This window comes from Bradyrhizobium oligotrophicum S58 (assembly GCF_000344805.1).
In the GTDB taxonomy this organism is placed as follows: Bacteria; Pseudomonadota; Alphaproteobacteria; order Rhizobiales; family Xanthobacteraceae; genus Bradyrhizobium; species Bradyrhizobium oligotrophicum.
Window position 1 is genome coordinate 5,694,299 of sequence record NC_020453.1, and the last position, 13,422, is coordinate 5,707,720.

Annotated in this window: 10 protein-coding genes; 3 read left to right on the plus strand and 7 right to left on the minus strand. The window is 65.2% G+C overall.

The window, feature by feature from the left end; all coding sequences use genetic code 11:
- Positions 1-251: 251 nt before the first annotated feature.
- The 3 genes from ppc to S58_RS24660 form a co-directional block, all read right to left on the minus strand.
- Positions 252-3,038, minus strand: coding sequence for a phosphoenolpyruvate carboxylase (ppc, locus tag S58_RS24650; protein ID WP_015668100.1), 2,787 nt, complete (start codon positions 3,036-3,038; stop codon positions 252-254).
- A 138-nt stretch (positions 3,039-3,176) separates the two neighbouring features.
- On the minus strand, positions 3,177-4,721 hold the full coding sequence (locus tag S58_RS24655) for an acyl-CoA synthetase (protein ID WP_015668101.1): 1,545 nt from the start codon (positions 4,719-4,721) through the stop codon (positions 3,177-3,179).
- A gap of 147 nt (positions 4,722-4,868) precedes the next feature.
- Positions 4,869-5,678 carry a crotonase/enoyl-CoA hydratase family protein gene (locus S58_RS24660; RefSeq protein WP_015668102.1) on the minus strand — a complete coding sequence of 270 codons (810 nt, stop codon included), beginning with the start codon at positions 5,676-5,678 and terminating at the stop codon, positions 4,869-4,871.
- 103 nt (positions 5,679-5,781) lie between these two features.
- Between S58_RS24660 and S58_RS24665 the strand changes: the two genes are divergently transcribed.
- Positions 5,782-6,657, plus strand: coding sequence for an SDR family oxidoreductase (locus tag S58_RS24665; RefSeq protein WP_015668103.1), 876 nt, complete (start codon positions 5,782-5,784; stop codon positions 6,655-6,657).
- A 128-nt stretch (positions 6,658-6,785) separates the two neighbouring features.
- Positions 6,786-8,366, plus strand: a complete 1,581-nt coding sequence (locus S58_RS24670; protein ID WP_015668104.1) for a fatty acid--CoA ligase — start codon at positions 6,786-6,788, stop codon at positions 8,364-8,366.
- A 293-nt stretch (positions 8,367-8,659) separates the two neighbouring features.
- Here S58_RS24670 and S58_RS24675 read toward each other — a convergent pair whose 3' ends face one another.
- Entirely contained in the window at positions 8,660-9,934 is a 1,275-nt protein-coding gene (locus S58_RS24675; RefSeq protein WP_015668105.1) for an acyl-CoA dehydrogenase family protein, read from the minus strand.
- A 178-nt stretch (positions 9,935-10,112) separates the two neighbouring features.
- Between S58_RS24675 and S58_RS24680 the strand changes: the two genes are divergently transcribed.
- Positions 10,113-10,892, plus strand: a complete 780-nt coding sequence (locus S58_RS24680; RefSeq protein ID WP_015668106.1) for an enoyl-CoA hydratase-related protein — start codon at positions 10,113-10,115, stop codon at positions 10,890-10,892.
- A 280-nt stretch (positions 10,893-11,172) separates the two neighbouring features.
- On the opposite strand, the gene S58_RS24685 is transcribed toward S58_RS24680, so the two are convergent.
- Genes S58_RS24685 through S58_RS24695 form a run of 3 tightly spaced genes read right to left on the minus strand, consistent with a single transcriptional unit; the run spans position 11,173 to position 13,339 of the window.
- On the minus strand, positions 11,173-11,559 hold the full coding sequence (locus S58_RS24685) for a DUF6285 domain-containing protein (protein WP_015668107.1): 387 nt from the start codon (positions 11,557-11,559) through the stop codon (positions 11,173-11,175).
- Positions 11,559-12,548, minus strand: coding sequence for a phosphotransferase family protein (locus S58_RS24690; protein WP_015668108.1), 990 nt, complete (start codon positions 12,546-12,548; stop codon positions 11,559-11,561). Before S58_RS24690 ends, S58_RS24685 begins: the two co-directional genes overlap by 1 nt.
- Positions 12,545-13,339 carry an enoyl-CoA hydratase/isomerase gene (locus tag S58_RS24695; protein ID WP_015668109.1) on the minus strand — a complete coding sequence of 265 codons (795 nt, stop codon included), beginning with the start codon at positions 13,337-13,339 and terminating at the stop codon, positions 12,545-12,547. Before S58_RS24695 ends, S58_RS24690 begins: the two co-directional genes overlap by 4 nt.
- Between the last annotated feature and the right edge of the window lie 83 nt (positions 13,340-13,422).

Here is a 13,422-nt window from a genome sequence, read left to right on the forward strand (position 1 = left end):
GCCGCGAGACCGTCAGTGCATGCGCCTTGCTGCCTGACCTGCTGTTCGAGATATGAAGCAGTCTCTTTCCACGCGTCGTCCCGGACAAGCCCGACGACGCGCAGCGTTGGCGGGCGCCGATCCGGGATCCATACTCCGCGGCGGTCGTGATGAGCAAAAAGCCAATGACCAGCGCGCCTCAAACCGCTCCCTGGGGGTATGGATCCGGGCGTTCGCCGGGACGACAGGGAGTTTGTGGCCGCGGTCCGAGACTACCCCGTATTCCTCAGCCCCGCCGAGATGCCGTTGATCGTCAGCTGAATCCCGCGCAAAACCTGCTCGTCCGGGTTCTGCGCGCGATGCTCCTTCAGAAGCTCGACCTGCACATGGTTGAGCGGATCGAGATAGGGAAAGCGGTTGCGCACCGAGCGCTCCAGCAGCGGGTTGCCCTGCAGCAATCGCTCCTGGCCCATGATGTCGAGCAGCGTCTCGATCACCAGATTCCATTCGCGGCGGATACGGCCGAAAATCTTTTCCCGCAACGCTTCATCCGGCACCAGCTCGGCATAGCGCGAGGCGATGGCGATCGAGCTCTTGGCCAGCACCATGTCCATGTTCGACAGCAGCATGCGGAAGAACGGCCATTCGCGATACAGCTCGCGCAGGAACGGCATGCCCTGCTCCGGATTTTCCGCGATCCAACTTTCCACCGCGCTGCCGAAGCCGTACCAGCCCGGCAGCATCAGCCGGCACTGCGCCCAGGAGAACACCCAGGGAATGGCGCGCAGATCCTCGATCGCACGGGTCTTCTTGCGCGACGCCGGACGGCTGCCGATGTTGAGCGTGGCGATCTCGTTGATGACGGTGGAGGACCAGAAATACTCGACGAAGCCATCGGTCTCGTAGACCAGGCCGCGATAGGCCTTGAAAGCGAGCTCGGAGAGCCGGTCCATCGCGGTGAGGTATTCGCGCTTCGGCGCCGGCTGGCGCGGATGCAGCAGGCTCGCTTCCAAGGTCGCCGCAGCAAGAATATCCAGGTTGTTGCGCCCGACCTCCGCGTTGGAATATTTGCTGGAGATGATCTCGCCCTGCTCGGTGATGCGGATCTGGCCGTTCACGGCGCCGCCGGGCTGGGCGATGATGGCGTCGTAGCTCGGGCCGCCGCCGCGGCCGACCGAGCCGCCGCGGCCGTGGAACAGACGCAGCCGCACGCCATGGCGCTCGAAGATGTCGACCAGCCCGATCTCGGCCTTGTAGAGCTCCCAGCCCGAGGTGACGAAGCCACCGTCCTTGTTGCTGTCGGAGTAGCCGAGCATGACCTCCTGCACGGCACCGCGGCTGTCGACCAGGCGGCGATAATCGTGCAGCGCCAGCATCCGGTCCATGATGCCGCTGGAGGCCTGCAGATCCTCGATGGTCTCGAACAGCGGCACGATGTTGACGCCGCAGCGGCCGGAGGGATCGATCAGTCCGACCTCCTTCAGGAGCAGCGCGACCTCGAGCATGTCGGACATGCCCTTGCACATCGAGATGATGCATTGGGAAATCACGTCGGCGCCGAAGGTGGCGTGCGCGTCGGCGGCGGCGCGGAACAGCGCGAGCTCACCGACCGTCTCGTCGCTGTACTTGATGAATTGCGACACCAGCGGCCGCGTGTTGCGCAGCTCGCTGACGAGCAGGCCGACCCGCGCATCCTCGCTGAGCGCGAGATAGGACATTCCGGGCATCGCCGTATCGATCAGCTCGGCGACCGTGCGCTCGTGCACGGCCGAGTTCTGCCGGATGTCGAGCCGCGCCAGGTGAAAGCCGAAACAATCAATGGCGCGCCGCAGCAGCCGCAGCCGCCCGCGCGCGATCACCTCGGCATTGTTGGCGATCAGCGAGCGATGCAGCACGTCGAGATCGTCCTGGAACTCCTTGACGCTGTCATAGGGCGCGACCGCCCCCACCGGCAGGCGGCTGATCTGGATGCCGAGCTTCTTCGCAGTCGCCGCCAGCCGGGCATAGATGCCGGACACGGCCAGACGATACGGCTCCCCGATACGATGCGGCGAAGTGTCGGGCGAGCGTTCGGCCAGCGCGCGCAGTTCTTCCGACACGTCGGCGAGATGGGCCGCCATGGACAATTCGCCGCCGAGCAGATGCAGCTCTTCGAGGTAGTAATGCAGCGCGAGGCTGGATTGCAGCTTGAGCGTTCCACGCATCACCTCGGCGGTGACGAACGGATTGCCGTCGCGGTCGCCGCCGATCCAGCTGCCCATGCGCAGGAAGGAGGCGAGGTCACCCGCAACCTCGGCGCCGTCGTTCAGGCGGTCCTCCAGCGCGCACAGCAGCCGAGGCACCTCGCGCAGGAACGTGTAGTCGTAGAACGACAGGCCGTTGGTGACCTCGTCGAGCACGGTCAGCTTGGTCCGGCGCAGCAGGTTGGTCTGCCACAGGGTCAGCACGGCGCGGCGCAGCGCCTCGTCATTGGCCTCGCGCTCGTCCGGCGTGAGCTGCATCCGCTCGCGGCGGTCGAGCAGCATCGCGACCTCCATCTCGCGGTCCATCGTGCTCTTGCGCCGCACCTCGGTCGGATGCGCGGTGAGGACGGGACTGACCAGCGCGGTGGAGAAGAACTTGCGCAGGTCGGCCGCCTCGAATCCCGCCGACTTGGCGTGGGCCAGCGTCGAGGCCAGCATGCCGGCGCCGCCATTGGCGTCGCTCTTGGCGCGCATGCGGCGGATGTTGTTCTGGTCCTCGGCGATGTTGGCGAGGTGCGAAAAATAGCTGAAGGCGCGGACGATGCGGACTGTCTCCGCGGTCGTCATGCCGTCGAGGATGTGCTCCAGCTCATGCCGCGCCTGGCGATCTTCGTCGCGATGGAAACGCACCGAGGTCTGGCGGATGCGCTCGACGAGGTCGAACACATCGGCGCCCTCCTGGTCGCGGACGGTGTCGCCGAGGATTCGGCCGAGCAGCCGGATGTCATCCCGGAGCCTCGCATCCTCCTCCATCGCCTGCGCTTCAGCAGCGCGATTGGGTCGTGTATCCTCGGATGGCATGATTTGCGGCGACATGGATGCGCTCTCCAGCAGCTGCCTATTTACGGGTCAGTCTGCCGTATCTGTACCGCAGCGCAAGATCAAGAAAGAGGCGTCGCTTGCCTCATTCGATGCGGTCCCCGGCTCTTTTGGTCGCCGAGCGGCACCGCTCGATCAAATCTTCCGGCCGGCATTCTCCCAATAGGGATCGCGCAACCGCCGCTTGAAGATCTTGCCGGAATCCTCGCGCGGCAATTTGTCGTGGATTTCGATGTGCTTGGGCACCTTGTAATCGGCCAGCGACGCCCTCAGCCGGATCTTGATCTCGCTGGTGTCGAGCATGACACCGGACTGCGGCTCGACCACCGCCATCAGGGCTTCGCCGAACTCGGCATTGGGAATGCCGAACACGGCGCAATCGTGGACGCCGGGCACGGCGTGCAGCACGGCCTCGATCTCGGCCGGATAGATGTTGACGCCGCCCGAAATCACCATGTCGCGCTTGCGGTCGCACAGAAAGACGTAGCCATCGGGATCGATGTAGCCGACGTCGCCCGAGGTGATGAAGCCGTCGCGGTCGATCTCGGCCCGCTTCTCCGGCTTGTTGTGATAGGTGAAATCCGGATTGGCGGCGATGCGCGAATAGATCTCGCCGATCTCACCCTGCGGCAGGATGCGGCCGTCCTCGCCGAGAAAGCGCAGCTCGGCCCCCGGCGAGACCTTGCCGACGGTGCCGGGCTTGTTCAGCGCATCCTCGGAGGTCGCGAAGGTCACGGCGCCCGATTCGGTCGAACCGTAGAACTCGTAGATCACGGGCCCCCACCATTCGATCATCGCGCGCTTGACGTCGGCCGGACACGGCGCGGCGGCATGGATGACGTGGCGCAGCGACGAGACGTCGTAGCGGCGGCGGACCTCGTCCGGCAGCTTCATCAACCGGATGAACATCGTCGGCACCATGAAGATGGTATCGATCCGCTCGGCCTGGATGATGCGGAGAAACTCCTCCGGCTCGAAGCGCGGCATGAGCACCAGCGCGCCGCCGAGGCGGCCTGCGCGCAGGCCGAAGGCATTCGGCGCCGAATGGTACAGCGGCCCCGGCAGCAGCGCGCGCGCCCCCGGCTTCAGGCCATAGATCAGCGCCCGCATGCGCTCGGCCGATGTCGCTTGCTCGATCGTCGGCGCGGCGCGGCGGACACCCTTGGGATGACCGGTCGTCCCCGACGTGTAGATCATGTTCTGCGGTTGCGGCACCTGCGGCCCGGTGTAGGGGCTCTGCCGAGCAAGCCAGCCGTCCAACGCGATGGCAAAGTCGGGCGTTGCGAGCAGCTCGGCGTCGATCCTGTAGTTGGACAAGATCTCCGGCGGCGTCGGGACGCTGATCACGGTAACACCAGATGGGATGAGTCCACGAAGCTGGTGCAACAGATCGGCGTGGCCGATCAGCACACGCGTCGCAGAATCCTTGAGGATGTAGTCGATCTCCTCCGGCTTGAAGTGCCAATTGACCGGCACGCCATAGGCGCCGAGCCGCATCGCGCCATAGGCCGCCTCGATGAAGGCGATGTCGTTGCGCATCAGCATGCAGACGCAATCGCCCTGGCGCACGCCGAGTTGCGCGAGGCCACTGGCGATCCGCGCGGCATGATCGGCGATGTCGGCATGAGTGCGGCGGCGATCGCCGGAGATGATGCCGCAGAACAGGGAGGACGTTTCCATTCTTATTGCCTTGTCCGATCTGGCGTCGGTTCGAGTGTCGTTGTCATTCCGGGGCGATGCGGAGCATCGAACTCAGGTGCGCACTTGCGCACCAGAGAATCTCGAGATTCCGGGTCTGCTCCTTCGGAGCATCCCGGAATGACGGCGCTAATCAGCAAACTTCGGCGCGCGCTTCTCGATGTTGGCGCGCACCGATTCGAGCTGGTTGGGGCTGCCGATCAGCTTCTGCTGCTCGACCGATTCGGCAAGCAGCGCCGGGCCGGGATCGACGGAGAGATTGTTCAGCATCCGCTTGGCGGCGCGGATCGCATCCGGGTTCTTACCCGCGATCTCACGCGCCGTCTCCAGCGCGGCCGCGCGCGGATCGGCGCAGATGCGCGTGACAAGGCCGTAGGCCTGCCCCTCCTCCGGCGAGAACACGCGACCGGTGTAAGTCAGCTCACGCAAGATGTCGTCACGCATAAGGCTGGCCAGGATCGGCGTGCCCGCCATGTCCGGCACGAGGCCCCATTTGATCTCCATGATCGACATCTTGGTATCCGGCGCGACGTAGCGCATGTCGGCGCCGAGCGCGAGCTGGAAACCGCCGCCATAGGCCACGCCATGCACCGCAGCAATCACCGGCACAGGCAGCTGGCGCCAGCCCCACACCGCCTGCTGCGCGAAATTGGCCTGGCCGTGGGTGCGAATGGTGAGGTCGCGCTTCTCACCTCCCGCGATGCCGTTGCCCCCCGTTTCCTTCATCGCCGCGAAGCGGCCCATGTCGAGCCCGGCGCAGAAGGCGCGGCCCTCTCCGGACAGCACCACCGCCCGCAGGCCCTTCTCCTTCGAGAGCCGTTCGGTGGCCCCGACCAGCGCCTCGAACATGCCGATGTCGAGCGCATTCATCTTGTCGGCGCGGACCAGACGGACGTCAGCGACGCCGCCGGTAATCTCGATCGCGACCCGGTTTTCCATGATGCGGTTGTCCTCTCGGATGTCTTTGTGACTTTACAGAAGGCTGTTCGAGCGATTTAGTCAATCGACCAATTAACTCACAACATGTCAGGCGGAAACTCCCATGTTCAAGGACAATCTCCTCGAAGGTCGGCGCATTCTGGTGACGGGCGGCGGCACCGGACTTGGCAAGTCGATGGCCGGACGCTTTCTCCAGCTCGGCGCGGAAGTGCATATTTGCGGCCGGCGGAAAATCGTCTGCGACGAGACCGCGACCGAGCTGATGGACCTCTTTGGCGGGCGCGTGACCAGCCACGGCGTCGACATTCGCAACGCCATGGCCGTGGAGGAAATGATCGAGGCTATTTTCCAGGAAGGCGGCCTGACCGACCTCATCAACAATGCCGCCGGCAACTTCATTTCCCGCACTGAGGAATTGAGCCCGCGCGGCTTCGACGCCGTCGCCAACATCGTCATGCACGGCACGTTCTACGTGACGCAGGCGGTCGGCAAACGCTGGATCGCTGCGAAGCAGCCGGGCAACGTCGTGTCGATCACGGTGACCTGGGTGCGCAACGGCTCGCCCTATGTCGTGCCATCGGCGATGAGCAAGTCGGCCATTCACGCGATGACGATGTCGCTCGCGACCGAATGGGGCCGCTACGGCATCCGCCTCAACACCATCGCACCCGGCGAGATTCCGACCGAAGGCATGAGCAAGCGCATCAAGCCCGGTGACGAGGCCGGCGCGCGCACCAAGGCGATGAACCCGATGGGCCGCGTCGGCACCATGGAGGAATTGCAGAACTTGGCGGTATTCCTGATCTCCGGCGGCTGCAACTGGATCAACGGCGAGACCATCGCGATGGACGGCGCGCAGGCGCTGGCGATGGGCGGCAACTTCTATCAGCTGCGCGACTGGAGCGACGACGACTGGACCAAGGCCAAGGAATCGATCAAGGCACAGAACGAGAAGGACCGCGCGACGCGCACGAGCTGATGACGCAAGCGCCCTGTTGATCGGCGACGCGCGCCCTGTAGACTGATCGAACGATCCTCGCTCCGGCGCGATCCGGAGCCAGGAAGACAAGACAGAAAACGAAGAAAAAGATACATCGGAGGGGAAACATGTCCGTCTCGACGGCCGCGTCGACGCTCGTCGACGTCGTGCGCGACAGAGCGCAAACGCTGGGCTCCGCCACCGCCTATGAGTTCGAAGGGCGTGTCACCAGCTTCGCAGAGTTCGACCGCAAGACCGACCAGGTTGCGAACGCGCTTAGAGCGCTTGGCCTCAAGCCGCATGAGCGCATCGCCTATTTTGGCAAGAACAGCGACAGCTATTTCGAGCTCCTGGTTGGCGCCATGAAGGCCAATGTGGTGATGGCGCCGGTCAACTGGCGGCTCGCCGGTCCCGAGGTCGCCTTCATCGTCGAGGACTGCAGGGCTCCCGCGCTGTTCGTCGGGCCCGAGTTCATCACGATGATCCGTGACATCCGCGACCAGCTGCCGAGCGTGCGGCACATCATCACGACCGAGGGCGGCGCGCCGGAGTGGCAGGACTACACCGCCTGGCGCGACGCGCAGAGCGCGGACGATCCCGGCGTGGCGATCACGCCGCAGGACATCGCGCTGCAGCTCTACACCTCCGGCACGACGGGCAAGCCGAAGGGCGCGATGCTGTCGCACGCGAACTTCCTGAACCTCGTCAACACCGGCAATCCGGATGAGAAGCCGGACTGGAACAAATGGTCGACCGACGACGTCTCGTTGATTGCGATGCCGATCTTCCACATCGGCGGCTCCGGCTGGGGCCTGATGAGCCTCTATCACGGCGCCCGCGGTGTCGTCGCACGCGAGTTCGACCCGACGAAGATCCTCGACTTCTTCGAGCAGTCCGGGATCACCAAGCTGTTCATGGTGCCCGCCGCGATGCAGTTCGTCGTGCGCCAGCCGCGGGCGCGGCAGGTCGATTTCTCGCGGCTGAAATACATGCTCTACGGCGCATCGCCGATCCCGGCCGCGCTGCTGAAGGAATGCATCGACGTCTTCAAATGCGGCTTCGTGCAGATGTACGGCATGACCGAGACCACCGGCACCATCATCGCGTTGCCGCCCGAGGATCATATCGAGGGGCTGGAGCGGATGCGCTCGGCCGGCAAGCCGCTGCCGGGGATCGAGGTCGCGATCATTGATGTCGACGGCAGGCCGCTGCCGCCGCGTCAGGTCGGCGAAATCGCCACCCGCTCCGGCTCCAACATGACCGGCTACTGGAATCTGCCGGAGGCGACCGCGCGCACGCTCGGCAAGGACGGCTGGCTGCGCACTGGTGACGCCGGCTACATGGATGAGGACGGCTACGTCTACATCCACGACCGCATCAAGGACATGATCATCTCCGGCGGCGAGAACATCTATCCGGCCGAAGTCGAGAGCGCGCTCTGCGACCACCCGGATGTCGCCGAGGCCGCCGTGATCGGTATTCCCGACGACAAATGGGGCGAGGCGGTCAAGGCGATCGTCGTGATGAAGCCCGGCAAGCGCGCGACCGAGACCGACATCATCAACTTCACCCGCACCCGCATCGCCGGCTTCAAGACGCCGAAGAGCGTCGACTTCCTCGACGCTTTGCCGCGCAATCCCTCCGGCAAGATCCTGCGGCGGAATCTGCGCGACCCGTATTGGGCGGGCAAGGACCGGCAGGTGAATTGAGTGGACGCAGCACTATCTGCCGCTCGCTCGAGGCCGCGCATGCCTTGCGCTCGTGATGACGCCTATCGATGAGCACCGCGTTGCCACGCGATCCGTTCGTAGGGTGGGCAAAGCGCCGCCCCCGGCGGCGCGTGCCCACCGTCTCTCGGAATCCTCGCAAGCCCATGGTGGGCACGGCGCGCGCGAGAACACGGCATAAAAGCGGCGGCGTATGCGCGCCTTTGCCCACCCTACGCACTCTCCTCGTCGTTGCGAGCGAAGCTCGCGATGACGATGCGCCAGTCAAGACTCCCTCACCTCTTGTTCGCCCCCATATACCCGAACAGGAAGCCCGCCACCTTGCGCATCTGGATCTCCTCGCTGCCTTCGGTGATGCGATAGCGGCGGTGATGGCGGTAGATGTGCTCGAACGGCTTGTGGCGCGAATAGCCCATGCCGCCATGGACCTGGATGGCGCGGTCGGCCGCCTCGCAGCACAGCCGGTTAGCCCAGTAGTTGCACATCGAGACCTTGTCCGACAGCGTGTGCTCCACCTGCGCCTGCGTCAGCTGATCCATCTCCCACGCCGTCTTGCGGATCAGGAGCCGGAGCATCTCGGCTTGCGTGGCCAGCTCCACCAGCGGCCACTGGATGGCCTGGTTCTCGGCCAGCGCCTTGCCGAACGGCTTGCGCTCGCGCGCATACTTCACACTCTCGTTGATGCAGAACACGGCCGCACCGAGCGAGCTTGCCGCCTGCCGGATGCGGTTCTCGTGCACGAAGCATTGCGCCAGCGACAGCCCGCGCCCGACCTCGCCGAACAGCGCATCCTCCGGTACGAACACGTCGGTGAAGCTGACGCGCGGATGGTCTGTCGGCATGTTGAAGGTCCAGAGATATTCCTCGACTTTGACGCCGTCGGTCTTCGCCGGCACCAGGAAGCAGGTGATGCCGCGCGCGTCGCCGTCATTGCCGGACGTGCGCGCGAACAGCGCGCAGTGGGTGGCGACATGCATGCCGGTGGTCCACATCTTCTCGCCATTGATCAGCCAGCCCTTGACGTTGTCGCGGGTCGCGGGCTCGGCCCTGGTTTCCATATGCGTCGCGTCCGAGCCGTGATGCGGCTCGGTCAGGCCGAAGGTGATGCGGTACTTGCCGGTGATCGAGCCGTCGATCATCGCCTTCTGGTCGTCGCGGCCGTAGCGGTCGAGCATGGTCACGATCGGCAGATTGCCGACGATCGAGTGCTCGTTCTGCAGGTCGTTGTGCAGGCCGAGGCCCTTCGACGCAAAATGCTCGCGGATCACGGCCATCCACAGATTGGAGCCGTCCTTGCCGCCATAGCGCTTGGGAATGGCGAAACGCAGATGGCCGGCGGCGTCGGCGCGGTCCTTGGCCTTGCGCAGCAGAACTTCCCAGTCATGCCGCGGCAGCCCGCCATTCTCGAAATCGGTCCGTGCCCATTCGCGGCGATGATCGAAGAAGCGGATGTTGTCGTCGGCCTCCTCCAGCGGCTCGATCTCGGCTTCGATGAAGCGGTCCAATTCGTCGAGATAGGCGACGAGCTCCCTCGGCAAGGAAAAGTCCATGGCGTGTCTCCCTGTGCGTTTCGTTGTTGTTCTTTGTTTTGGCCGGCGCTGTTTCCGCCTGCGCCCACCGCGTGCTTGTGACGCGCAGCGCAGTTGCGTATTTGGATGGGCGCAAGGTCCGTGCAGGCGCTAAGCTCACACAGGCCCGCCAATCATCAGCAATCAGAAGGAACGGCCGATGGAGCTGAAATTCTCGAGAGTGGCGCGCAAGGGCCCGGTGACGATCGTCACGCTGGCGCGTCCCGAAGTCTACAACGCGCTGCACACCGACGCGCATTACGAACTCGAGGCGGTGTTCGACGGCTTCGCCGCCGATCCCGAACAATGGGTCGCGATCGTCACCGGCGAGGGCGACAAGGCGTTCTGCGCCGGCAACGATCTGAAATGGCAGGCGGCCGGCGGCAAGCGCGGCTGGGGCAGAAGCGGTTTCGCCGGCCTCACCTCGCGCTTCGACTGCGACAAGCCGATCATCGCAGCCGTCAACGGCGTCGCCATGGGCGGCGGCTTCGAGATCGCGCTGGCCTGCGATCTGATCATCGCCTCGGAGAATGCGACCTTCGCTTTGCCCGAGCCGCGCGTCGGCCTCGCCGCACTCGCCGGCGGGCTGCAGCGTCTGCCGCGCCAGATCGGCATGAAGCGGGCGATGGGCATGATCCTGACCGGACGCCATGTCGGCGCGCGCGAGGGTCATGAGCTCGGCTTCGTCAACGAGGTGGTGCCGCAGGGCGAGGCGCTGGCGGCGGCGGAGCGCTGGGCCGAGACCATCGCCAGGAACTCGCCGATGTCGATCCGCGCTTCCAAGCAGGCGATCGAGAAGGGTCTTGCGGTGTCGCTGGAGCAGGCCATCACCGAGCAGCGCGACTATCCGGCAGTGCAGGCGATGATCCATTCGCAGGATTACATCGAGGGGCCGAAGGCGTTCTCCGAGAAGCGGCCGCCGAATTGGCTGGGGCGTTGAGCGCCAGGCAAGTTCGTCATTCCGGGATGCGCCGCCAGGCGCAGGCCCGGAATCCATAGCCACGATCGGGAGTATGGATTCCGGGCTCGCGACTGCGTCGCGCCCCGGAATGACGGCTGAGGTCGTAAATACGCCTGCCCCGCTCTCTCCGCCGTCATTGCGAGCGGAGCGACGTGTCCGCCGAAGCTCGTAGCGCGTAGGCGGAAGCAATCCAGACTTCCACCGCGGGGACAGTCTGGATTGTTTCGTCGCTGACGCTCCTCGCAATGACGGCGGAGTGCTAGGCGTCATCCCGGCCCCTCCCCGCCTCGCGCTTGTAGGACGCGTAGTTCGGCTGATCGACTGCGAGCTTGTCGAGGGTGGTCTGCCAGAGGTGCTCCCTGACGCCCGGCGTCGCGAGATCGACGGTGCCGCTCGCGATCTGCTCGGCAAGGGCTCGGTTGAGATCGAGCAATGTGCCGTGCTTTCCCAGCAACTCCTTCAGCCGCGCAAGCTCCACAGCCTCCGCCGCCGAGGCCTGCATCAGCTGCCGTACGACGAGGTCGAGCGCGTTGATGCCGACCCGCAGCTTGAAGGCCTGATGGCCCGAGATCAACGGCGCGATGTCGTTGCGCAGGAAGTCGGCGACCGCCTGCACCAGCTCAGTCGGTGTCGGTTCATCCTGCATCAGCCTTCTCCTCGCGGCGCAAGCAGCCGCAGCAGATCGATCTCGGTCTCCGACGCGCGGCGGCCGATCATCGCGCGCTCCATCGAATGATCAGGACCAATACGAAAACGCTGCATCATGCCGCAGCACATCACGCCCCAGCGCAAGGTGCCCATGACTTCCCAGAATTTCACCCTGACAGCATCGACCTTGCGTCCCGCAGCTTCGTAGCCGCCGAACAGCTCTTCGCGCGAGCCGAAGCCGCCGACAGGCTTGTCGATCTCGCCGAAGCGCCAGGAGTTGACGCAGATCCAGCCGAGATCCTCCATGGGATCGCCGAGATGGGCGAGCTCCCAGTCGAGCACGGCGCGCACGCCGTCGGGACCGATGATCAGATTGCCGTTGCGGAAATCGCCATGTACCAGCGTCACCTCGGCCGAAGGTCCCGGATCGTTCTGAGACAGCCAGCGCAGCGCCAAATCGAATACCGGCCGCGGCCAATCGAAGCTGCGATACTCGCGCGCGATCTCAGCGATCTCCGTCGTCGCGTTCATCTCGCGCAAGTCCGGCAGCGCATCCCGCGCGATGCCGTGAATGCGCGCCGCGATGCCGCCGAGTTGCCGCGCGAGGCGCGGACGCGCTTCCGCATAGTCGACATCGCGCAAGATCTTGCGGGCGATGGTCTCGCCCTCGACGCGGCGCATGATGAAGCCGGTGCCGAGATCGTCCGCAGGCCGCAGCACGCAAAGCACCTCGGGCGACGGCACGCCGGCCGCATAGGCGAGCCGCATCAAGACCGCCTCGTTGTCGAGGCCGGCGGCGCGTCCGGGCGCGGCCCCGTACCCCCTGGGCGAGCGGCGCAGGATCGCGCCGATATCGCCCTCGGGGTGGACAATGTCGAAGCGCCACGTCTCCTGGCTGGCGCCGCCGGAGAGTTTTGCGGCACCGCTCACGCCGGTCGCTCCCGGCATGAAAGCGGCGACGCAGCGGGACAGTTCGGCCTCGATCATTGGCCCTTGAACTTGGCCGGCCGCTTCTCGAGGAACGCGGTGACACCTTCCTTGAAATCGGCAGCGCTGCCGGCGATGCGCTGTGACTGGAATTCCTCGTTCAACTGCTCCTCGAACGAATTCTCCGGACTGTCCCAATACAGCTTGCGGATCTGCGCCAGCGCCACCGTCGGACCATTGGCGAGATCGTGCGCGAGCTTCATCGTCTCCTCTTTCAGAGCCGCATCGTCATAGACGCGATTGACGAGCCCCCATTGCAGCGCCGTCTCGGCCGGCAGCTTCTCGCCGAGCAGCGACAGCTCGATCGCGCGCGCCTTGCCGACGAGGCGCGGCAGCAGCCAGGTCGAGCCGCAATCCGGCACCAGGCCGATGCGGCGGAAGGCCTGCAGGAAGTATGCGGATTTGGCGCACAGGATCATGTCGCCCATCAGCGCGAAGCTCATGCCGGCGCCGGCGGCGGGGCCATTCACCGATGTCACGATCGGGCAATGCAGATTGCGCAGACGGCGCAGGAACGGATGAAAGGCGGTCTCGAGCGCGGCGCCGGCATTGCTGCGGCCCGGCTTGGCCTGCGCATTGCGACCCTGCAGATTGGCGCCGGTGCAGAACGCACGCCCGGCACCGGTCACGACCAGGCAGCGCACCTCCGCTTTCCGCTCCTCGATCTCGTCGAGCGCCTCGGCGAGTCCGCCGAGCATGTCGATGGAGACCGCGTTCATCACCTCCTGGTGGTCGAGCGTGAGGATGGCGACGGGCCCGTCGAAATCGAGCGTGACGTGCTTGAACTGCATGGTTTCCTCTCAAGAGCTTTTCGATGGCTGCATTCTTCGCGGCGGAAATACGAAGCACAGCCCGGTTCGTGCGGCATATTTGA